Genomic DNA, 21,368 nt, shown 5'->3' on the forward strand with positions numbered 1-21,368 from the left:
TTTTGACACGTACTTCAGGGGTCAGCCAACCGACCCCTCAAGGCTGATGGCGACCAGTTTCTGGGCCTCCACAGCGAACTCCATAGGCAGGGCCTGCAGGACTTCCTTGCAGAACCCGTTGACCACCAGGGCCACGGCCTCTTCCTCGTCCATGCCACGTTGGCGGCAGTAGAACAACTGGTCGTCGTCGACCTTGGACGTGGTGGCTTCGTGCTCCACCCGGCTCGAATTGTTGCGGCACTCGATGTAGGGCACCGTGTGGGCCCCGCACCTGTCGCCGATCAGCAGGCTGTCGCACTGCGTGTAGTTCCGGCTGTTCGTGGCCTTGGGGTGCATCGACACCAGGCCACGGTAGGTATTCTGCGCCTTGCCCGCCGAAATCCCTTTCGAGACAATGCGCGAGCGGGTGTTCTTGCCAAGATGGATCATCTTGGTGCCGGTGTCGGCCTGCTGCATGTGGTTGGCAATGGCGATGGAGTAGAACTCGCCCTGGCTGCCCTCGCCGCGCAGGATGCACGACGGGTACTTCCAGGTCACGGCCGAGCCGGTCTCCACCTGGGTCCACATCACCTTCGACCGGTCGCCGCGGCAGTCCGCGCGCTTGGTCACGAAGTTGTAGATGCCGCCCTTGCCTTCCTCGTCGCCCGGATACCAGTTCTGGACGGTCGAATATTTCACCTCCGCGTCCTCCAGCGCAACGATCTCCACAACAGCCGCGTGCAGCTGCGTGGTGTCGCGCATCGGCGCCGTGCAGCCTTCCAGATAGCTCACATAAGAGCCTTTGTCGGCGATGATAAGTGTCCGTTCGAACTGGCCGGTATTCTCTGCGTTGATACGAAAATATGTTGACAATTCCATCGGGCAGCGAACGCCCTCCGGAACGTAGACGAAGGACCCGTCGGAAAACACCGCCGAATTCAGCGTGGCGTAGAAGTTGTCGGACTGGGGAACCACCGAGCCGAGGTACTTCCTCACCAGGTCCGGATGCTCGCGCAGCGCCTCGGAGATGGAGCAGAAGATCACCCCGGCCTCGGCCAGCTCCTTCTTGAAGGTGGTGCCGACGGAGACGGAATCGAACACCGCATCCACCGCCACGCGGCGGCCTTCGGCCACGGCCTCCTCGGCGCCCTCCACGCCCGCGAGGAGCATCTGCTCCTTCAGCGGGATGCCGAGCTTCTCGTAGGTGCGCAGCAGTTCCGGGTCCACCTCGTCGAGGGACTTGGGCCGCTCCACCATGCTCTTGGGCCGGGCATAGTAGTACTGGTCCTGGAAGTCGATCTTCGGGTAGTGGACCATCGCCCACTCCGGCTCGTCCATCGTCAGCCAGCGCCGGTAGGCCTGCAGCCGCCACTCCAGCATCCACTCCGGCTCCTCGTTCTTCGACGAGATCAGCCGGACGATGTCCTCGCTCAGCCCCTTGGGGGCGTAATCGGTCTCGATATCGGAGTTCCAGCCGTACTTGTAGCGACCGCCGACATTGCGGACGGCATCGACGGTCTCCTGGTCGACGCCTTCCTTGACGTTGTCGAGTGCGTTCATTTCTAAACCCCTTCCGGCCCCCGAGGGAGGACCTGTTCTACCTGCTGCCCGCTCTTGACGGCGGTCCCGTTCGCCGGGTGGCAGCGTGTTTGTGTGTCCTGTCAGGCGGCCTTGCGGCGGAAGCGCCTGTAACTCCCGGTCCAGGCCGCCGCGAAGGCGGCCAGTGTGTCACGCGTCGTGTCGGGCCCGAGGCTCACCCGCAGCGAGGACGAAGCCGCCACGGCATCGAGGCCCATTGCCGAGAGCACGCGGCTCGGCCCCACCTTGCCGCTCGAACAGGCCGATCCCGCCGAGACGGCGAACCCGGCCAGGTCCATCTGCATCACCTGCGTCTCACCCCTCCAGCCGGGCGTCACGAGGCAGACCGTGTTGGGCAGGCGCGGCGCGCCCTGCCCGGCAACCTGGCTGTCCGGCGCCGCGTCGCGCAGCAGTCCTTCCAGCTCATGTCGCCGTTCTTCGACGGAATTCCAGACCCCCGTGGCGAGATTGCGGGCCGCATGGGCCGCTGCGGCCCCGAAACCGGCGACTCCCACCAGGTTTTCCGTGCCGGCCCGGCGCCGGCGCTCCTGTCCGCCGCCGCGCAGCAGCGGAGCGGGGTCCCGCCCCGGCTTCACGATGACCGCGCCCACGCCCTTCGGCCCGCCCAGCTTGTGGGCCGAGACGATCGCCCAGTCCGCGCCGCTGGCGGCGAAGTCGAACGGGCAGCGCCCGAAGACCTGCACCGCATCGACGAGCAGGTCCGCCCCGGCCACCGGCCGCGGCGCCTGCAGCACCCCGGTTTCAGAATTCGCCGCCTGGATGGCGACGAGCCCGGTCGTCTCCTCCGGCACGGGAAGAGCCCGGCCCGTGCCGTCCACGCCGATCTCCGCGGTGGCATGGACATGCACGCAGTCATGCTCCGTGGCCAGCGCGCTCACCCGGTCATATTGCGCGGCGACGAGGGCCGCGCCCTCCGTGGCGCCGCTGGTGAAGATCACCTGTTCGGGAGACACCCCGGCCAGCGCCGCCACCTGTTCGCGCGCCCGGCCCAGGAGCGCTCGCGCCGCCCGCCCCTCGGCATGCACCGAGGAAGGATTGCCGGTCACGTCCAGCGCCGCGACCATGGCGGCACGGGCCTCCGCGCAGAGCGGCGCGGTGGCGTTCCAGTCGAGGTAGCTCCGCCCGCTCATCCCTCGTCCACCAGTTCGATGAAGGCGGGCACCGCCGGACAGGGGGCAAGCTGGTTGCCGGTCACGTCCGACAGGCGGGTCTGATGCAGGAACACGTAGACATGCGCGGAGAGCTGCTCCCACAGTCGGTCGGTGAGCTTCTGGGCCTCCGTCCCCATGAAGCCGCCGGAGGCGCCGGCGCCGCGGCTCATCGCATCCATGGTCTCGTCGACCGCGGAGAGGATGGACGCGATGCGGATCTCGTCCACCGGGCGGGCCAGCCGGTAGCCGCCGCCCGGGCCGCGCACGCTCTCCACGATCTCCGCCCGGCGCAGCTTCACGAAGAGCTGCTCCAGATAAGCCAGTGAAATGTCCTGCCGTTCGGCCATCTCCGACAGAGAGACAAGCCGGGTCGCGCCCGCAACTGCGCCTTCGCGCGCCATGTCGGCAAGCGCGATCATCGCGTAGCGGCCCTTGGTGCTCAGTTTCATCTCTCGCGCCCCATGCGGCAGGTTGACGTAATGTTGACCAGGAACTAACTGCAGTCCCAGTCCATGCGGCTCTACCGCAGTTTAGAATCTTTCTAGGTATTCCGAGCGATTCCGTCAAGCTCTGGCGGGTCCGGGTGCCGATCAAGGGAGCGAACCCGAACCATGCCAGAGGTGATTTTTCCCGGTCCTGACGGGCGGCTGGAAGGCCGTTATCATCCCCAGAAGGACAAGGACGCCCCGATCGCCATCATCCTGCACCCGCATCCCCAGTTCGGCGGCTCGATGAACAACAAGGTGGTCTACAACCTTCACTACGCGTTCCATCGTCTCGGTTTCACCTGCCTGCGGTTCAACTTCCGCGGGGTCGGGCGCAGCCAGGGCGAGTATGACCAGGGCATCGGCGAGCTGTCCGACGCGGCCTCCGCGCTCGACTACCTGCAGATGATGAACCCGAACGCGAAGTCCTGCTGGGTGGCGGGCTTCTCCTTCGGCGCCTGGATCGGCATGCAGCTGCTGATGCGCCGGCCGGAGATTGCCGGGTTCGTCTCGGTGTCGCCGCCGGCAAACATGTATGATTTCACCTTCCTCGCGCCCTGCCCGTCCTCCGGGCTGATCCTGAACGGCGATGCGGACCGGGTGGCGCCGCCGGCCGAGATCACCAAGCTCGCCGACAAGCTCAAGCAGCAGAAGGGCATCACCATCACCCACGAGACCGTGGCCGGGGCGAACCACTTCTTCGATCCGGGAATGGAGACGATGATCGCCCGGGTGGAAAGCTATGTCGCCGGCCGGATGGTCGAAACCACCCGTTGAGCCTTGCGGACGGGCCGCGGACCGGCCCGTCCAGCGCGGTCCCTGCCGGGCGCGGCAGGTGAGAGTTTCGCTGCAAGCATCTGATACCATATAGATCTGGTCTCACCGCGGGATGCGTGTGGCTGCCACAGCATCCTGAACGGGAAACACGCCTGCCCGTCTTCAACGCCCTGCCGGCTCAGGTGCGGCGTGGTCGGGAGATGTCGGGCCTTGGGACCCTGGCTTCGGCCCGCCCCCGGCCTGTCTTCACCGCCCTGCCGGGCCCCGTGCGGCGTGGCGCGCCCTCATCGGCAGGTGTCGGGCCCGCAGGCTGCGGCTCCGGCCCGCCACCGGGCCTCCATCCAGTCCGGACGGTCCGTGAAACGCCGGCCCGCGGCGGAAGTGAGGCGGGGGCTCCCGCGCCACGGACTGCTCCCGCCTCCGGAGAGCCGACACCCGCCCGGCCCCACGCGCCCTGATGCTTGGCCCGACCCCTCGCCGCAGGGCGCGCGGCGGACCTCCCGGGACCGGCTCCCGCACGCCTGGTCCTCCCCACGACAGCCGCTCCGCGTCCCGGCCCCGCCCGGCCGGGGAGGCCTCGCCGCCGGAAGCGCGCCGGGTTCTCCGGAGATCGGCCCCGCGCCGCGCTCACGAAACCCGCTCAGCGGGGCGTCGCGCCGGGGCCCTCGGGGCAGGACACGCGCCCGCCCCCCACCGGCTCCGGCACGCCGGTCGTGCCCGGCGCGGAGGTCGGCAACCCGCGCAGCACCCGCACGGCGAGATAGGCGAAGGCCTGCGCCTCCAGCAGGTCGCCGTCGAGCCCCACGGCCTCCACCGCCTGCACCGGCGCCGACAGCCGCTCGGCAAGCATCGCCATCAGAACCGGGTTGTGCCGCCCGCCACCGCACACCAGCCAGCGCGCGGGCGGGTCGGGGAAATGCGCCGCCGCCGCGGCCACGCACTCCGCGCTGAAGGCGGTGAGCGTGGCCGCGCCATCGGCCGTCGACAGGCCCTGCATGGCGGCGAGCACGGCGGCGAAGTCGTTCCGGTCGAGGGATTTCGGCGGGGTCCGGTCCAGGTAGGCCGCCGCGGCGTTGGACCCCAGACGGTCGCGGTGCACCTGCCCGGCCGCCGCCGCGGCGCCGTCCCGGTCGAGGGGCGCGCCGGTGCGCGCCTGCATCCAGTCGTTCACCAGCGCGTTCGCGGGGCCGGTGTCGAAGGCCAGCAGCGCCCCCTCCGCCGCCGCGTCCGGCCGGGTCGGGTCGACCCAGGTGACGTTCCCCACGCCGCCGAGATTCACGAAGACCAGCGGCCTGTCCGCCCCGATGGACCGGGAGAGCGCAAAATGGAAGAACGGTGCCAGAGGGGCGCCCTCGCCACCGGCCGCCACGTCCGCGCTGCGAAAATCGCTCACCACGGGCACGCGCACCCTCGGGTCGCCGGCCAGCCGCCGGCCGTCGCCGATCTGCAGCGTGAAGCCCGCCTCCGGCCGGTGCAGCACGGTCTGGCCGTGGAAGCCCACCAGCACCGGCTCCGCGCCTTTCGCCGCGCGCAGGGCCGCGGCGCACTCCGCCACCGCCGCGGCATGGCTCTCGGCGAGCACGGCTTCCGCCGCCTCCAGCGCCGGCCGGGCGCCCGGCCCCATCCCGCCCTCGGGGCGCCAGTGGGTGGCGGCTGCCTCCAGGGCGGCGCGCAGCGTGGCCGCCTCCTCGCCCGTGTAGTCGCGCGCGCAGCCCGGGCCGAGCGCCGCGATCTCCACGCCGTCGGTCTGCACCGCCGCCGCGTCCACCCCGTCCAGCGAGGTGCCGCTCATCAGTCCCACTGCCCAGATCGGCTGCATCACTCTTTCCTTTCGTGCCGCCCCGCTATAGACGATGGCCATCGAAATCCCAAGGATCCGGAGCAATGACCCACACACCCAAGAGCGACTTCCTGAACGTGCTGCTCACCCGCGGTTTCATCCAGGATTGCACCGATTACGAGGGCCTCGACCAGGCGCTCCTGTCGGGGGTTGTGCCGGGGTATATCGGCTTCGACTGCACGGCGGACAGCCTGCATGTCGGCAGCCTGATCCAGATCATGACCCTGCGCTGGCTGCAGAAGACCGGGCACAAGCCGGTCACCCTCATGGGGGGCGGCACCACGCGCATCGGCGATCCGTCGGGCAAGGACGAGGCGCGCCAGCTGCTCACGCCCGAGAAGATCGGCGAGAACATGGCCGGCATCCGCAAGGTCTTCGCGCGCTACCTCGCCTTCGGCGACGGCCCCACCGACGCGCTGCAGCCCAACAACGCCGACTGGCTGGACAAGCTCAACTACATCGACTTCCTGCGCGATTACGGCCGGCACTTCACCATCAACCGCATGCTGACCTTCGACAGCGTGAAGCTGCGGCTGGACCGCGAGCAGCCGCTCACCTTCCTCGAGTTCAACTACATGCTGCTGCAGGCCTATGACTTCCTCGAGCTGTCGCGCCGCGAAGGCGTGGGGCTGCAGATGGGCGGGTCGGACCAGTGGGGCAACATCCTCAACGGTGTCGAGCTCACCCGCCGCGTAGACCAGCGCCAGGTCTTCGGACTCACCACGCCGCTGCTCACCCGGGCGGACGGCTCGAAGATGGGCAAGACCGCCTCCGGCGCGATCTGGCTCAACGAGGAGCGCCTGTCCTCCTACGAGTTCTGGCAGTTCTGGCGCAACACGCTGGATGCCGACGTGGGCCGCTTCCTGCGCCTGTTCACCGAGCTGCCGCTGGAGGAGATCGACCGTCTCGCAGCGCTTGGCGGCTCGGAGATCAACGAGGCGAAGATCATCCTCGCCAACGAGGTGACCAGCCTGTCGCGCGGGCCGGAGGCGGCCGCGGCCGCCGAGGCCACGGCACGCGAGGTGTTCGAGAAAGGCGGTGTGGGCGACGACCTTCCCACCGTCTCCCTGCCCGCGGCCGAGCTTGCCGACGGGGTCTCGCTGGTTCAGCTTCTGGTGCGCAGCGGCCTCGCCGCCTCCGGCAAGGAGGCCAAGCGCCTCATCGCCGAGGGCGGCGCGCGCATCAACGACGAGCCGGTGACCGACGCCGCCCGGATGATCGCTCCGGAGGAGATCGACGCCAACGGCCTCAAGCTCTCCGCCGGCCGCAAGCGCCACGCCCTCGTGCGCAGCGCCTGACACCGTGTGCGGCGTCCGCCGCCGCGCACAGCGCCTGCCGTGTGGCACAGCGCCTGCCGTGTCGCACAGCGCCTGACGCCGCGCGCAGCGCCTGGCGTTTTGCACGGTGCCTGACGCCGGGCACGGCGCCAGGCGCCTCGCATGGTGTCCGGTGTATGACGTTTCGCGCCGCGCCTGGCGTGTCGCGAAGCATCTGACGTCTGCCGCAGTGTCTGGCGTCTCGCACAGCGCCTGACGTTTTGCACTATGGCGTGCCTGCACGCCTGCTCTGCAGGACCTGACGCGCCGCGGCTTTCCGGAGAGCGGCTTGCCTCCCGGTCCGTCCCCGGGGCGCTGCGCGCTGCCGCACCCGCCCCCTGACGGATCGCGCCCTTGCCACGCGTGCCGGGATCCGGGCAGCCCTGCGCCCGTCTGTTCAGCGATCGTGCGAGTCGTCTCCCGCCGGGGGCGCGACGGCGGGTTGCTGCGGGCCTTCACTGCTGCCCTGCGGCGCGGGGTCGAGTTGCAGCGGCCCCGGGTCCGGCACCGGCGCCTCGTCGTGCGCGCTGGAGAAGATCGAGCGCAGCGCCCCCGGCGTGAGGATGGAGAGCGGGTTCACCGAGACCGACGGGTCGTCCGCCGAGCCGGTCACCGAATAGGAAAAGCCGAACACGCCCTCGCCTTTGCCGCCGGTAAGCAGGTCTCCCAGCACCGGCACGCCGCTCAGCAGGCCGTTGAGGATGAAGGCCGGAGAGAAGACACCGGAGAGGTCCAGCGAATCCGCGCCCTCGTCGTAGACGCCCTCCACGGTGATGCCGAGGGAGGGGCCGGTGGCCCGGGTCTTGCCCAGCACCAGCCGCCCGTCGCGCCAGGCGAAGGGCGCGTCGACCGAGTCGAAGGTGAGGCCCCCGGTGGCCAGCGTCTCCAGCACGCCGGTGATCGAGGCGATGGAGAGAAGCTGGCTCAGCGTCGGGTCGTCCCGCACCTGCACGCGGCGCAGGGCGAGCTGGCCGGTCATGTCGCCGTCCCCGGTCGGAATATGCACCACCAGGCGCAGCTGCCCGCCATAGGCATGGCCGAAATAGGCGGTGTCGCGCAGGAACTTGCCGGCATCCTGGCTGTCGAGCTGCACGTTCAGCCCGCGTGTGGTCTGCAGAATGGTGAGCTCGCTCTTCGCCCCGCCGTTCGCCAGCCCCTCGAAGGCGAGGTTGACCCGCCCGGCCCGGTTCTGCCGCAGGCGGCCCGTGGCGGGCTCGATGCGGATGCGCGGCGTGATGATCAGCGAATCGAGGTCGAAATCCACCGCGATGCGCGGCGTCTCGCCCTGCGTCTCGGGCGGCGAGCCGACGCTGTCCGGGCCGGCGGCGGGCGCATCCGCGCTGCCCTGCGCCGGGGCCGTGGCCGTGGCCGTGGCTCTCGGGCCCGCCCCGCTCACCATGTCGCCGAGTGCGAGCAGGTCGATGCTGCCGCCCTTCAGGCGCAGGCGCAGCGGCGCGTTCTCACGCGGGACGATGGTGAGCGTGGAGTTGATCGCCTCGCCCAGGCGGAAGGTCGGGAAGGTCGCGCCGATGAAGGCGCCGTCCAGCCCCATCCGGGTGTTGCCCTGCAGCGCGAGATCCGCGGCCTGCAGCGAGACGGTGCCGCGCACGTCCGTGTCGGTGAGCCGCCCGGCGAGCTTCAGCCGCCCGGACACGCCGGCGGGCTTGGTCCAGCCCAGCCCGGGCAGCGACAGGCTCACCTGCGCCATGTCGCCGTCGAAGCTGAAGCGGGGCTTCTCCCCGTTGGTGAGGCTGGCGGCGATCTTCGTGGGCATGGTGCCGGAAAACGCCTCGTCGATGCCGGTCACTCCGAGGGCCGAGAGCAGCGCCGGGGTGATCGTCACCCGGCCTTCCATGGTGCTGCGCGAGGGCGAGAACTGCTCGTTCCAGGTGAGGTCGATCGGCGCGGGGCCGGCCTGCACCACGCCGCTCACCTGCATGGAGCTGTTGTCGGCCGTGAGGGTGAGCCTGCGCGCCGAGAGCGGCAGCGCCGGCACCGGGCTGTCGGCAGAGGCGTCGGTGATCGTCGCCTGGGCCTGGGCCTGGAGCTGGTCGGTGTCGAGGTCCTTGATCAGCGGGAAGGTGAGCCGCGCGGCCACCTCCGCCTGTCCGCGCGCGAAGCCCGGGTCCAGCCCGATCTTGTCGAGCAGGCGCAGCGGCGGCTGGTCGATGAGCGTGAGGATCGCCGGCACCGGGCCGGTGCCGCGCAACCGCGCATCCGCGTGTTGCGGGTTCACGTCGAAATCCGGGATGGCGAAGACAGAGCCGGTCATGTCGATCGGGTCGAACCCCTCCATGTCCACCTCGCCGCCCTGCAGCGTGACCGAGAGGCCGCCGAGGTCGAGCGAGCCGATGCCGCGCCCGTTCACGATGGCCGGCAGGCCCCTCACCGGGTAGGCCACGGCGTCCTGAAATTCGAAATTCATCGCGAATTGAGGGGTTTGTCCGTCGAACCTGAAGCCCGCCTTCACCCGCGTGGCCAGGCCCGCCTCCAGGTTCTCGTCCAGCCATTTGCGCCCGCCGCGCGCGAGGTTCAGCGGCCAGAGCGCCGCGAGCCGCCGGGCGGTGATGCCGGTGGCATCGCCGTCGAGGGCCATGTGCCAGTCCGCGCCGGCCCGCGCCACCGTGCCGGAGACGGTGATGCGCTCATCCCCGTCGATCAGCCGCGCCTGGCCGATGTCGAGCCGGAAGGGGTCGAACTGCGCGCGCACCGTCACCCGCCCGCCGGCGAAGCGCACCGGCGCGGCCAGTTGCCCGCGCGGCGCCGCCACGATGTCCGACAGGCTGAGCTGGGCGGTGATGCCGGTGAACGTGCCGCCGCTGCGGGCCAGATCGGCCTCGCCCGTCGCGTTCACCGAGGCCTGCTCGGTGTCGAGCGTGAGCTGCTTCAGGGTGAAGTGGCCGCCGCGCCCGTCATAGATGATGTCGAGCAGGCCGCCGTTCAGCGGCACGGCATCCTCACCCAGCCGCAGCGTTCCCGGCGCCAGTGTGGCCAGGCCGGTGAGATAGCCCAGCGAGCCGTCCAGCCCCAGGTCGATCTCGTAGGTTCCGCTCAGCGGCGCCTCCAGCGGGCGGATCCACTCCAGCGCCGGGATCTGGTCCGCCACGTCGCCGGCCCAGGCGTTCTCGAACCGGGCGGTGAGGGCCATCGAGTCGGCGCCGAAGGCGTAGTTCGCGGTGAGCGCCAGCACGGTGGGCGCCTGACCGGCCTTCTCCAGCCGGATGCGCGCGGCGCCGCTGATCCTGTCGTTGGAGCGGCTCAGGGTCACGCCGCCGTTGCGCGCGGACCAGACCCGCCCGGACAGCGCATCGACATAGCGCAGCCGGGCCCGGATCAGCCGGATCCGGGTGAGTTTGCGCAGGGCCGGCTCCCTGTCCTCCGCCAGCGCGCTCATGAAGGCCTGAAAGGCGTTCTCCCGGCGGTCGGCCAGCGCGGGGTCGTCGCCGGCCCCGGCCACCGGTGTGTCCTCCGGCACCGCGGCGAGCGGGGGGTCCGGGGGCGGCGCGGCGTCCGACGACAGGCCCTCCCCGGCGGCGTCAGAAGTGTCCGGGGGGGTGGCAGGCGGAGCGGCCCGGGCAGCTGATGCGGTCTCCGGTGAGGTGGTGGATGCGGTGTCTGGCGGTGGGGGGGATGCGGTGTTCGCTGAGGCGGCCGCTCCGGTGTCGGGCGACGAGGCGGTTCGTGCGCCTTCGGGCGCGGTACGGTCAGGCACCTGCGCCTGCAGCGGCGCTGCCCCCGGGGCCCCTGATGGCGCGTCCGGCGTCACGGTGACCGGGGTGGTTTCCGATGCGGCGGGCCGGTCATCCCGCGCCCCCGCGCGGTCCTCCGGCGCGGCTGCGGGCGCCGGCGATGCCGTGGCGTCCGAACCGGCGGCGGCCGGCCGGGATGTCGCGGTGTCGGAAGCGGCGGGTCCGGCGGCGGAGGCCGAGGCCTCCGGCGCGGTGGCCGCCCCCGCCTCCTCCATCGGCAGCAGCAGCACGGAGAAGCGGCCATCGGCATCGCGCCGGATCTGGCCCGCGGCGCCGGCCACGAAGACTTCCGTGGGCGCGAACACGCCGCGCACCACGTCCGCGAGCTCGAACCGCGCGCCGATCTCGGGCACCGAGAAGATCACCGTGCCGGTGCGGTCGCGCAGCGCGAGGTTGCGCAGGCGCAGGCCCGCCGGGTCGTCCTCGCCCTGCCCGAGCCCGAAGACCAGCGAGCCTATGCTCACCTCGTTGCCCGGCAGCGCCGCCTCCAGCCGGGCCTCCACCAGGCTGTTGACCCAGGGGATCTCCACCGGCCCTTTCTGGAGGCGCAGCATCAGCAAGCCGCCGAGCACCACCAGGATGACCATCAGCCCCACGACCAGCCGCGCCAGCGAGTGCACGCCGTGCCGCGCCACCCGCTCCGCCGGACCGCGCCGCCGCCGGCGGCCCTGCGGGGCCGCGCCGCCACCCTGCTCCGCCGAATCCGCGCCCCGGGCCGGGGCATCCTCTGAAGCCCGCGCCGGGGCCCGTGCCTCCGCCCCGCCGGCGGAAGGCTGACGCCCGTCGCTTGAATGTCCCGGGCTGCCCGCGCCCTCTCCGGCGGTTGACCGTTGCTCCGCATCCGGTGCAGGCGTGCCGCCCGTTCTATCCTCTGATCCCTGCCCGTCCACGGCAGAGGTGGCGGGCGGGTGAGCCGACGCGGTTCCCGCACCCGGGGCCTGCCCCCCGGCCGGAGCGGCACCAGGCACCTGGCCCCCGGCGCCAGCAGGAGCCTGCGCCTGAACTCCAGCGGGAGTGGCTCCCGGTGCCCGCGTCACGCCCGGCGCCTGTGTGACACCCGGCGCCTGCGTCACTTCCGGTGCCTGCGTCGCATCCGGTGATTGCGTCGCGCCCGGTACCTGCGTCACTCTAGGTGTCCCCGTCACGCCAGGTGTCCCCGTCACGCCAGGTGTCTCCGTCGCGCTCGGCGCCTGCATCTCATCCGGTGACTGCGTCGCGCCCGATACCTGCCTTGCGCCCGATGCACCGCCCTGTGCCTGCCCCCCGGCCGGGTGCGCAAATTCCGCGGGCCTCCCGTCCGGAGCGGCTGCCTGCTTCGCGGGGTCTCGCGCCCGGTCAGCAGCCCCCGTCTTCCCTTCGGCCCCGGCACGCGCCTCGCGCGGCTCCTCCCTCCCGGACGCCGGCGCCTGCGCGGGAGCCGGGCCGCCGGCTCCATGCGCATCCCGGCGATGCGCGGGCGTGGGCACCGTCGCCCTTCCGGAGCGGGGTGCCGCGCCGGGGGCCGGGCCGTTCTCTGGTCCGGAGTCAGGGTTGTCGTTCATGCTCCGCCCCCCGAGCGGTGGTCTGCGCCCCGTCCTGCCGGCGCGGGGATACTGCTCTGTTCTGCCTGGTCCGGCCCGGCGTTTCCCGGTGCCGCTTTTCGTCGACGCGATCCCGGGCGCCGTGGCGCCGCCCCCGGGCGGCGGCCGCCCGTGAAAGGCTCTTGCGATCAGACGCGTCCTCTGACCGTATGGGCGCCGATGCGCCGTCCGGGACCTGTCGGGCCCGCCACGGTCGCCACACCCGGTGAATCTATCCCGTCCGACGGGAAAGGCGAAGGAAAAGCGCACATGTCACAGGCTCTCGAACCCGGCGTTCCGGCGCCCGACTTCACCCTGCCGCGCGATGGCGGCGGCGAGATCAGCCTTTCCGGCCAGCGCGGCAAGGCGGTGGTGGTGTATTTCTACCCGCGCGACGACACGCCCGGCTGCACCACGGAGGCCATCGGCTTCACCGGCGCGGCCGAAGCCTTCGCCGCGGCGGGCGCCGTAGTGATCGGCATCTCGAAGGACACCGTGGCCAAACACGAAAAGTTCATCGCCAAGCACGGGCTCGCCCTCGCCCTCGCCTCCGACGCGGAAGGCACCGTCTGCGAGGACTGGGGCGTCTGGGTGGAGAAATCCATGTACGGCAAGACCTCCATGGGAATCGAGCGCGCCACCTTCCTGGTCGACGCCGAGGGCATCATCGCCCGGGTCTGGCGCAAGGTGAAGGTTCCGGGCCACGTGGAGGAGGTGCTCGCCGCGGCCCGGGCGCTGTGAGCGCCGGCACCGCCCCGCTGCCCCAGACGGTCTCGGACTGCGCCGTGGCGGTGCTCACCACCGCCGGCGCCCGGGAGAAAGCGGCGCTCAGCCGGCGGCTGGCCGCGCACTGGCGCGACCGGCTGGCGGCGGGAACGCCGCTGCCCATGGGCACGGCTGCTCCGCCGGACACCCCGGCCCGGCCCGCGCGCCCCGAGCTTCTCTCGCCGCGCGACATGCCGCGCCGGCGGCCCGGCTCCGCGGGCGGGCGCCTCGCGCTGCTGCATGCCATCGCACATATCGAGCTGAACGCGATCGACCTGCACTGGGACGTTCTCGCGCGGTTCTCCCACGTGCCCATGCCGGCCGGCTTTGCCGAGGACTGGGTGCGCGCGGCCGATGATGAATCAAAGCATTTCAACCTGTTGGCGGACCGTCTTGAAGCGTTCGGCTCCGCCTATGGCGCCTTCCCGGCCCATGCCGGCCTGTGGCGCAGCGCCGAGATGACCGCGCATGACCTGCCCGCCCGGCTGGCCGTGGTGCCGATGGTGCTGGAAGCGCGCGGGCTTGACGTGACCCCCGGAATGATAGAGGCGTTCACCCGGGCCGGAGACGTGCAGACCGTCGCCGCGCTGGAGGTGATCTATGCCGACGAGGTCGCCCATGTCGCCTACGGCTCGAAGTGGTTCCACTTCCTGTGCGGCCGCGAAGACTTGGACCCGAAGATCGCCTTCCACGACCTGGTGCGGCGCCATTTCGGGGGCGCACTGAAACCGCCGTTCAATGAAGCGAAGCGCGCCGATGCCGGACTTCCGCCGGATTTCTACTGGCCGCTGGCGGCGGATTTCGGCCAGTCGTAAGCGGAAATCCGCCGGTTACTGGCGGCGATCTCACCAAGTGAAGTCAAGCCCGGATTTGGCATTGCGATTCAGAATAAATTTACATAACGGTGCAAATAAGCAACAGCAACGGGGCGCCTGAGGGGTCAGCGCCCAGGGGGACAGGTATACTGCATGGCAGCCAAACTGCGCAGGGTTCACGGCGCTCTGGGGAGAGTGTGCCCGGAACAGAAAGTCTTCATCCGGAGCGAGAGCGCTACCCGCTGTCTGCGGCTGTCCCCGGTGAGCCAGATCGCCCTTTGCGCCGCGCTGGCCATCGGGCTGAGCTGCACCGCGGTCGCCACCGCGCGCTTCACGCTCGGGCTGATGGACGGCACCAGCAGCGAGGAACAGCTCAGCCTTCTGCGCCAGAGCTATGAGCAGCGCATCGCCACCCTCTCCCATGAGCGGGACCTGGCGCGCGAAACCGCCCGCAGCGCGCAGGAACGCTTCCAGGCCGCGATGGTGCAGGTTGCCGCCAGCCAGGCCGATCTCGTGCGCGCCGGGGAGGAGACCCGGGCGCGCGAGCTCACGCTGGAGGCCGTGCGCGAGAAGCTCGCCCAGGTGGTCCGCGTGCGCGACCATGCGCTGCGCGAGAACGGCACCCTCACCAGCCAGCTTGCCGGCGCGGAAGGCGCGCTGGACCGGCGCGCCGGGTCGGAGACCGATCTCTCCTCCACCCTGCAGACGATCTCCTACGCCCTGTCGGATTCCGTGCGCAAGGGCGAGCAGGCGGAGGCCGATGCCCAGGCGCTGAACGACCAGCTCGCCTCGATGCGCGACCAGGCCGCCCTCGAGCGCCAGCGCCAGCAACACATGCTGGAGAAGCTGGAGGAGGCCGTTTCCGTGAGCCTCGACGGGCTCGATTCCCTGCTCGCCTCCACCGGGATGAACCCGGATGACCTGGTCGCCGAGATCCGCAAGAGCTACTCCGGCGAGGGCGGGCCGCTGATCCCCGCCTCCGCCGTGGTCTCCGCCTATGACGACGATCCGGAGAACGTGCGGGTCACCGCGCTGATGCAGGACATGGAGCGCATCCAGCTCATGCGCATCGCCGCCGCCAAGCTGCCGCTGGCCAAGCCCGTGCACGTCGCCTATCGCCTCACCAGCCCGTTCGGCGTCCGGCGTGACCCGTTCACCCACCGGTCCCACCGCCATGACGGGGTGGACCTGGCCGGGCCGCGCGGCACGCCGATCACCTCCACCGCCGAGGGCGAGGTGGTGTTTGCCGGCCGGCAGCGCGGCTATGGCAACGTGATCAAAATCCGGCACGCCTTTGGCGTGGAAACGGTATATGGTCATCTGAGCAAGATTCGTGTGAAACGTGGCGAGCACGTTGCAGTGGGAGACCGTATCGGCGATATGGGAAGCACTGGCCGGAGCACCGGAAGCCATCTTCACTACGAGATCCGGATTGACGGAACAGCCGTGAACCCATTGACCTACCTCAAGGCAGCGAAAAATGTTCTCTAAGAGCAAGATCACCGACCCGATCGACCCCAAGGACACCCCGACCGGCAGCGAGCGCCCCTCCGCCCCCGCGACACCGTCACCGGTATCCTCTCCGGCCCCTGCGCAGCAGAAGCCGAAGCCGGCGCCCTCGGTGCTCTCCTCGGACCTCACCGTGACCGGCAACCTCGTCACCGCCGGGGACATCCAGGTGGAAGGCACGATCGACGGCGACATCCGCGCCCACCTGCTCACCGTCGGTGAGACCGCGACGATCAAGGGCGAGGTCGTGGCGGACGACGTGGTGGTCAACGGCCGCGTCGTCGGCCGGGTGCGCGGCCTGAAGGTGCGCCTCACCTCCTCGGCGCGCGTGGAGGGCGACATCATCCACAAGACCATCGCCATCGAGAGCGGCGCGCATTTCGAGGGCTCCGTGGCTCGCAATGACGACCCGCTGAACGGCGACGCCCGGCCGCGGCCGAAACCCAGCGAAGGCTGAGGCCGGCCCGGCCCCTCCGGCGGGGCCACGCGCAGGATCCGTCAAGGGGCGCGCCCACAGGGCTGCGCCCCTTTTCGATGCGCGGCCCGCGCGGAGCGCCTGCTCTCCGGGCCGGTTCGAGGTTCGCGGCGGCCCCGGGGCGCGATCCTTGCGGCCAACCGCGGGACGCGGGCGCGGTCTCCGCGCCCCGGACGCACAGTCGCACCGCCAGAACGCTCCGCACTCGGGATGGCGCCGGGGCACGGGGCTGTGCGGCCCTTCCGCGGTTCGGCTGTGCGCCGGACCGGCCTTGCCATGCGACAGGATCGCCGAGCCCCTTCGTTCCGGGTGGCTCCGGGGACGGTCCGCCCCGGGGCACGGCCCGGCCATGATCGCCTTCGCGTTCGCCCGGCAGCCTGCGCAGGGCGACGGGCCGCGCGGTCAGCGCGCGGGGAGCCGGCGCAGCAGGCGGCCGTCGATGGCCGCGAGGCCCAGCCCGATCAGCAGCATTCCGGCGAGGTGGCGCGGTTCCAGGCGCTCGTCGAGCAGCCCGACCCCCAGCAGCACCGCCCAGACCGGGATCAGGAACGTCACCAGCACCAGGTTGGTGGCCCCGGCCCGCGCCAGGATGCGGAAGTAGAGGATGTAGGCGAGCGCGGTGGAGACGAGCGCCAGCGCCAGCACCGCGAGCACCGCCCCGGCGGAGGGCATCGGCAGCGCCCAGGGCCGGTCGATGGCCAGGACGAGCGGCACCAGCAGGAGGCTTGATGCGCCCACCTGCCCGGCGGCGGTGGTCACCGGGTCCACCCCCATCCGCCGGAAGCGGCGGCCGAACACCCCGGCGAAGGCGTAGGACAGCGCCGCGCCCAGGATCGAGAGTTGCGCGGCAAGCCCCCGGCCCGGGCCGCCGGCCAGGTCCGGCCCGATCATCACCACCACCCCGGCAAAGCCCGCCAGGACGCCCAGCACCCGCGGCGCGCTCATCCGCTCGTCAGGAAGCAGCGCGCCCGCCACCACCACGGTGAACAGCGGCGTCGTGGCGTTGAGGATGGAGGCGAGGCCGGAGGCGATTTCCTGCTGTCCGTGCACGATGAGCACGAAGGGGATGACGTTGTTCAGCAGCCCCATGCCGAGGAACGCGCCCCAGACCGCCGCGCGGCGCGGCACCGGGCGCCCGGTCATCACCACCACCGCCCAGAGGGCGAGCGCCGCCAGCCAGACCCGCAGGCCGACGATGGTGAGCGTCGGCAGATCGCGCACCGCGACCCCGACGAAGAGGAACGATCCGCCCCAGAGCACGGAGAGCCCCAGCAGCATCAGCCATTCCGAGGCGCCCATCTTCAGGGGCGGTTGCGTGTCCGGTTTCATGTCTCACTCCCGCAGGGTCGGTCCGATGGCATGATCCTGTTCCACAGCCCGCGTCAAGACGACCCGGAACATGTGACATGCAAACGCCCGCGGGAGGTCTCCCACGGGCGTTTTCACAACTCTTTCAATTTCAATGCCTTATGGTGCAAACCTCATATAAGGCATGAGCCGGTCATTCCTCGGCATTCGCCTCGGCGCGGGTCTTGCCGGTCACGTCCATGGCCAGGGCGGCGGCCATGAACTGGTCGAGATCGCCGTCCAGCACGCCCTGCGTGTCGGAGGTCTCCACCTGGGTGCGCAGGTCCTTCACCATCTGGTAGGGCTGCAGCACGTAGGATCGGATCTGGTTGCCCCAGCCGGCGTCGCCCTTCGCGTCATGCTGGTCCTGGATGGCCTGGGTGCGCTTGCGCATCTCCAGGTCGTAGAGGCGCGATTTCAGCGCCGCCATGGCGTTCGCGCGGTTCTGGTGCTGGGACTTCTCCGAGCTCGTCACCACGATGCCGGTGGGAATGTGGGTGATGCGCACCGCCGAGTCCGTGGTGTTCACGTGCTGGCCGCCGGCGCCGGAGGAGCGGTAGGTGTCGATGCGGATGTCGTTCGCGGCGATCTCGATCTCGATGTTGTCGTCGATCACCGGATACACCCAGACCGAGGAGAAGGAGGTGTGGCGCCGGGCGGCGGAATCGTAGGGCGAGATGCGCACCAGCCGGTGCACGCCGCTTTCCGACTTCATCCAGCCATAGGCGTTCTGGCCCTTGATCTGGTAGGTGGCGGACTTGATGCCCGCCTCCTCGCCCGCACTCTCGGACATCAGCTCGACCTTGTAGCCGTGCTTCTCCGCCCAGCGGACATACATGCGTGCCAGCATGGAGGCCCAGTCGCAGCTCTCCGTGCCGCCGGCGCCGGAGTTCACCTCCAGATAGGTGTCGTTGCCGTCGGCCTCGCCGGAGAGCAGCGCCTCGATCTCGCGCTGCTGGGCGCGGCCGTGCACCTCGCGCAGCGCCGTCTCGGCCTCCGTGATCACGTCCTTGTCGCCCTCGGCCTCGCCCATGGCGATGAGCTCGACATTGTCCGTGAGGTCCTGGGCGAGGGACTTGTAGCCGTCGATCGCGTCCGCGAGCTGCTGGCGCTCGCGCATCAGCTTCTGCGCCTTCGCCGGGTCGTTCCAGAGATCCGGGTTCTCGGACATCGCGTTGAGTTCCTCGAGGCGGAACTCCGCGGTCTCCCAGTTCAGGCGATGACGCAGGAGCTCGAGGGACTTCTCGATGTCTTCGACCAGGCTGGTGATCTCGGCGCGCATGTTCACTCTCCCATCATCCGGCCCCGGCAGGGCCGGGACACGGGTTCTTACAAAAGCCTTGAGCGAAGGTAAAGCGGGAGGCCGGTCAGTACAGGCCGCCGGACCCCACGCCGAGCTGGCCCGCCGGCGGCGGCGGTGCGGCCCCGCCCTGCCCGCCCTGCGCCGCGCCGCCCGGGGGCGCGGGATAATCCCCGTCCTCGGTCATCGACAGCGGCAGGTCGGAGCCGAAGGTGAAGTTGCCATCGCCGATCACCATGTCCGCCGCGGCATAGACCTCCGGCACCTCGTCCGCGCGGAACATCTCGGTGACGATGTTGGCGCCCGAGGCATCGTCCGGCTGGCGGATGCCGGTGCGCCGGTCCATCTTCACCGCCACCGCGTTGTCCGGCACCTTGAAGTCCACGTTCCTGCGGGTCTTCATCGCGTCCTTCAGCACGTCGTGGACCACCGGGCCGCACATGGTGCCGCCATAGGCGCCCCGGCCCATCGGGCGCGGGGTGTCGTAGCCGATGAAGCAGCCCACCACCAGGTTCGGCGTGAAGCTGATCAGCCAGGCATCCTTCGCGTCGTTGGTGGTGCCGGTCTTGGCGGCGAGATGCAGGCCGAGGTCATTGAGGACGGTGGCCGTGCCGCGCTGGACCACGCCCTCCATCATCGAGGTGAGCTGGTAGGCGGTGATCGGGTCCATCACCCGCTCGGAGCGGTCGATCACCCAGGGCTCAGGCTCGTCCGGGCTGTGGGCCGTCTCGTTGCAGGCGTCGCATTCGCGCTGGTCGTGGCGGTAGATGGTGCGGCCGCGGCGGTCCTGCACGCGGTCGATCAGCGTGGGCTCCAGCCGCAGCCCGCCATTGGCGAACATGCCGTAGGCGGCGACCATCTTCCACAGCGTGGTCTCGCCGGCGCCGAGCGCATAGGCGAGGTGGTGGGGCATGTTGTCATAGACCCCGAAGCGCTCGGCGTATTCGGCCACCGAATCCATGCCGATGTCCTGCGCGAGACGCACGGTCATCACGTTGCGCGAGTTCTCGATGCCGATGCGCAGCGGCGAGGGCCCGTAGAACTGCCGCGAGGAGTTCATCGGCTTCCAGGCGCCGGCCCCGGTCTGCACCGTCACCGGCGCGTCGAGCACGATGGTGGCGGGGTTGTAGCCGTGGTCGAGTGCGGCGGCATAGACGAAGGGCTTGAAGGAGGAGCCGGGCTGGCGCGTGGCCTGGGTGGCGCGGTTGAACACCGATGCCTGGTAGGAGAAGCCGCCCTGCATGGCAAGCACCCGGCCGGTGGTGGGGTCCATCGCCATCACGGCGCCCTGCAGCTCGGGGATCTGGCGCAGCGACCAGCGCTCGAAGCTGCCGTCCTTGTCGGTGATCTCCTTCACCAGCACGATGTCGCCCGGCGCCCAGAGGTCGGAGGGTTTCTTCGCCCCGGTCCAGCCGGCGTCCTTCACGGTGAGGAAATGGCCGTCCGCGTCATCGGGCACCCCTTCGATGCCGATGCGCGCGGACGAGTCGCCCAGCTCCAGCACCACGGCGAGGCGCCAGCCCTCGATGTCACGCGGCAGCCATTTCTTCGACAGCGCGTCGCGCCAGGCCTCCTCGTCGCCCAGCAGGGCCGGGTCGATGGTGTCGAGCGGGCCGCGCCACTTGCCGTGGTCGCGGTCCCAGCTCTCGAGCTTGGCGCGCAGGGCGGCTTCCACGGTGTCCTGCAGGTCCGGGTCGATGGTGGCGCGGATGGTCAGGCCGCCGCCGAACAGCTTGTCCTCGCCCAAGCGGGCGGAGAGCTGGCGGCGGATCTCCTCGGTGAAATAGCCCCGCGGCGGGATCTCGCGGCGCGCGCTGGGGATGTCGCCGGACTGCACGGTGCGCAGCGGCGCGGCCTGGGCAGCCGTCTCCACCTCCTCGGAAATGTAGCCGTTCTGGTACATCTCGCGCAGCACGTAGTTGCGCCGGCCCTCCGCCGCGTCGCGTTCGCGCACCGGGTGCAGGTCCGACGGCGCCTTGGGCAGGGCGGCGAGATAGGCGGCCTCGCCCGGCGTCAGGTCCTCCAGCGTCTTGTTGAAGTAGATCTGGGCGGCCGCGGTGACGCCATAGGCGTTCTGGCCGAGGAAGATCTCGTTGAGGTAAAGCTCCAGGATCTGCTCCTTGGAGAGCGTGCGCTCCAGCTCCACCGCCAGGATGATCTCCTTGATCTTGCGCTCGATCTCGCGCTCCCCCGAGAGCAGGAAGTTCTTCGCCACCTGCTGGGTGATGGTCGAGGCGCCGCGCGGGCGCTGGCCCTGGAGCGCCTCGAACACCGCCGCGGCGATGCCGCGCGGGTCGAACCCGAGGTGGGAGTAGAAGTTCTTGTCCTCCGCCGAGATGAAGGCTTCCTTCACCAGGTCGGGAATTTCGTCGGCCGGGGTGAAGATGCGCCGTTCGCGGGCAAATTCGTCCATCAGCGCGCCCTCGCCGGAATACACCCGCGACAGGGTGATCGGCTCGTAGGCGGCCAGGGCCGAGGTGTCGGGCAGGTCGCGGCTGTAGATGTAGACAACTCCGGCCACCGCAATCATCGCGAAGATCACCCCGAGCGACGCCCAGGCCATGATGAAGCCGAAAAATCGAAGGATGTGGCGCATTGAATGTCCCGTCTGCCGGCGGCCCGCCCGGACGACAGTCGCCGGGGCGGTACACAATCTAGTCCTCCCGCAGGGGCGGTTGGACTCTTTTCTCGCGCAGTGGCGA

Annotated in this window: 14 protein-coding genes; 6 read left to right on the forward strand and 8 right to left on the reverse strand. The window is 70.4% G+C overall.

Annotated features, from left to right (window positions below):
- Positions 1–21 precede the first annotated feature (21 nt).
- From sufB to FDP22_RS14875, 3 genes are all read right to left on the reverse strand, one after another.
- Positions 22–1,539: a Fe-S cluster assembly protein SufB gene (sufB, locus tag FDP22_RS14865; RefSeq protein ID WP_138578269.1), complete on the reverse strand. Its 1,518-nt coding sequence runs from the start codon at positions 1,537–1,539 to the stop codon at positions 22–24.
- Between the two features lie 101 nt (positions 1,540–1,640).
- The gene (locus tag FDP22_RS14870) at positions 1,641–2,708 is read right to left on the reverse strand and encodes a cysteine desulfurase family protein (RefSeq protein WP_138578271.1); all 1,068 of its coding nucleotides are present in this window, start codon (positions 2,706–2,708) and stop codon (positions 1,641–1,643) included.
- Positions 2,705–3,178: an Rrf2 family transcriptional regulator gene (locus tag FDP22_RS14875; protein WP_138578273.1), complete on the reverse strand. Its 474-nt coding sequence runs from the start codon at positions 3,176–3,178 to the stop codon at positions 2,705–2,707. The genes FDP22_RS14870 and FDP22_RS14875 overlap by 4 nt, the downstream gene beginning before the upstream one ends.
- A 162-nt stretch (positions 3,179–3,340) precedes the next feature.
- On the opposite strand from FDP22_RS14875, the gene FDP22_RS14880 reads away from it, so the two are divergent.
- Complete coding sequence (locus FDP22_RS14880) at positions 3,341–3,991, forward strand: alpha/beta hydrolase (protein ID WP_138578275.1); 651 nt, start codon at positions 3,341–3,343, stop codon at positions 3,989–3,991.
- Between the two features lie 640 nt (positions 3,992–4,631).
- On the opposite strand, the gene FDP22_RS14885 is transcribed toward FDP22_RS14880, so the two are convergent.
- Entirely contained in the window at positions 4,632–5,810 is a 1,179-nt protein-coding gene (locus FDP22_RS14885) for an anhydro-N-acetylmuramic acid kinase (protein ID WP_138578277.1), read from the reverse strand.
- A 65-nt stretch (positions 5,811–5,875) separates the two neighbouring features.
- On the opposite strand from FDP22_RS14885, the gene tyrS reads away from it, so the two are divergent.
- Positions 5,876–7,129, forward strand: a complete 1,254-nt coding sequence (gene tyrS, locus FDP22_RS14890) for a tyrosine--tRNA ligase (RefSeq protein WP_138578279.1) — start codon at positions 5,876–5,878, stop codon at positions 7,127–7,129.
- A gap of 415 nt (positions 7,130–7,544) precedes the next feature.
- On the opposite strand, the gene FDP22_RS14895 is transcribed toward tyrS, so the two are convergent.
- Entirely contained in the window at positions 7,545–11,531 is a 3,987-nt protein-coding gene (locus FDP22_RS14895) for a YhdP family protein (RefSeq protein ID WP_138578280.1), read from the reverse strand.
- A gap of 1,194 nt (positions 11,532–12,725) precedes the next feature.
- Here FDP22_RS14895 and FDP22_RS14900 point away from each other — a divergent pair.
- The 4 genes from FDP22_RS14900 to FDP22_RS14915 all read left to right on the forward strand — a co-directional run bounded on the left by FDP22_RS14900 (position 12,726) and on the right by FDP22_RS14915 (position 16,001).
- A complete protein-coding gene (locus tag FDP22_RS14900) occupies positions 12,726–13,196 on the forward strand; it encodes a peroxiredoxin (protein WP_138578282.1) in 471 nt (156 codons plus the stop codon).
- A complete protein-coding gene (locus FDP22_RS14905; protein ID WP_239031791.1) occupies positions 13,193–14,035 on the forward strand; it encodes a ferritin-like domain-containing protein in 843 nt (280 codons plus the stop codon). Before FDP22_RS14900 ends, FDP22_RS14905 begins: the two co-directional genes overlap by 4 nt.
- Positions 14,036–14,188: 153 nt before the next feature.
- Positions 14,189–15,526: a DUF5930 domain-containing protein gene (locus FDP22_RS14910; RefSeq protein ID WP_138578284.1), complete on the forward strand. Its 1,338-nt coding sequence runs from the start codon at positions 14,189–14,191 to the stop codon at positions 15,524–15,526.
- Complete coding sequence (locus FDP22_RS14915) at positions 15,516–16,001, forward strand: bactofilin family protein (protein ID WP_138578286.1); 486 nt, start codon at positions 15,516–15,518, stop codon at positions 15,999–16,001. Before FDP22_RS14910 ends, FDP22_RS14915 begins: the two co-directional genes overlap by 11 nt.
- 420 nt (positions 16,002–16,421) lie before the next feature.
- Here the strand turns inward: FDP22_RS14915 and FDP22_RS14920 are convergent, their stop codons facing one another.
- The 3 genes from FDP22_RS14920 to FDP22_RS14930 form a co-directional block, all read right to left on the reverse strand.
- A complete protein-coding gene (locus tag FDP22_RS14920) occupies positions 16,422–17,348 on the reverse strand; it encodes a DMT family transporter (RefSeq protein ID WP_239031792.1) in 927 nt (308 codons plus the stop codon).
- 172 nt (positions 17,349–17,520) lie between these two features.
- Positions 17,521–18,648, reverse strand: a complete 1,128-nt coding sequence (gene prfB, locus FDP22_RS14925) for a peptide chain release factor 2 (RefSeq protein WP_138578288.1) — start codon at positions 18,646–18,648, stop codon at positions 17,521–17,523.
- Positions 18,649–18,733: 85 nt separating this feature from the next.
- On the reverse strand, positions 18,734–21,262 hold the full coding sequence (locus FDP22_RS14930; protein ID WP_138578290.1) for a penicillin-binding protein 1A: 2,529 nt from the start codon (positions 21,260–21,262) through the stop codon (positions 18,734–18,736).
- Positions 21,263–21,368 lie beyond the last annotated feature (106 nt).

Origin of the sequence: Paroceanicella profunda, from assembly GCF_005887635.2 — a bacterium.
In the GTDB taxonomy this organism is placed as follows: Bacteria; Pseudomonadota; Alphaproteobacteria; order Rhodobacterales; family Rhodobacteraceae; genus Paroceanicella; species Paroceanicella profunda.

Excerpts from the sequence above, each read along its gene's own strand:
- sufB (WP_138578269.1), bottom strand. The coding sequence starts at position 1,539 with ATGAACGCACTCGACAACGTCAAGGAAGGCGTCGACCAGGAGACCGTC.
- FDP22_RS14870 (WP_138578271.1), bottom strand. The coding sequence starts at position 2,708 with ATGAGCGGGCGGAGCTACCTCGACTGGAACGCCACCGCGCCGCTCTGC.
- FDP22_RS14875 (WP_138578273.1), bottom strand. The coding sequence starts at position 3,178 with ATGAAACTGAGCACCAAGGGCCGCTACGCGATGATCGCGCTTGCCGAC.
- FDP22_RS14880 (WP_138578275.1), top strand. The coding sequence starts at position 3,341 with ATGCCAGAGGTGATTTTTCCCGGTCCTGACGGGCGGCTGGAAGGCCGT.
- FDP22_RS14885 (WP_138578277.1), bottom strand. The coding sequence starts at position 5,810 with ATGCAGCCGATCTGGGCAGTGGGACTGATGAGCGGCACCTCGCTGGAC.
- tyrS (WP_138578279.1), top strand. The coding sequence starts at position 5,876 with ATGACCCACACACCCAAGAGCGACTTCCTGAACGTGCTGCTCACCCGC.
- FDP22_RS14900 (WP_138578282.1), top strand. The coding sequence starts at position 12,726 with ATGTCACAGGCTCTCGAACCCGGCGTTCCGGCGCCCGACTTCACCCTG.
- FDP22_RS14910 (WP_138578284.1), top strand. The coding sequence starts at position 14,189 with ATGGCAGCCAAACTGCGCAGGGTTCACGGCGCTCTGGGGAGAGTGTGC.
- FDP22_RS14915 (WP_138578286.1), top strand. The coding sequence starts at position 15,516 with ATGTTCTCTAAGAGCAAGATCACCGACCCGATCGACCCCAAGGACACC.
- FDP22_RS14920 (WP_239031792.1), bottom strand. The coding sequence starts at position 17,348 with ATGAAACCGGACACGCAACCGCCCCTGAAGATGGGCGCCTCGGAATGG.
- prfB (WP_138578288.1), bottom strand. The coding sequence starts at position 18,648 with ATGCGCGCCGAGATCACCAGCCTGGTCGAAGACATCGAGAAGTCCCTC.
- FDP22_RS14930 (WP_138578290.1), bottom strand. The coding sequence starts at position 21,262 with ATGCGCCACATCCTTCGATTTTTCGGCTTCATCATGGCCTGGGCGTCG.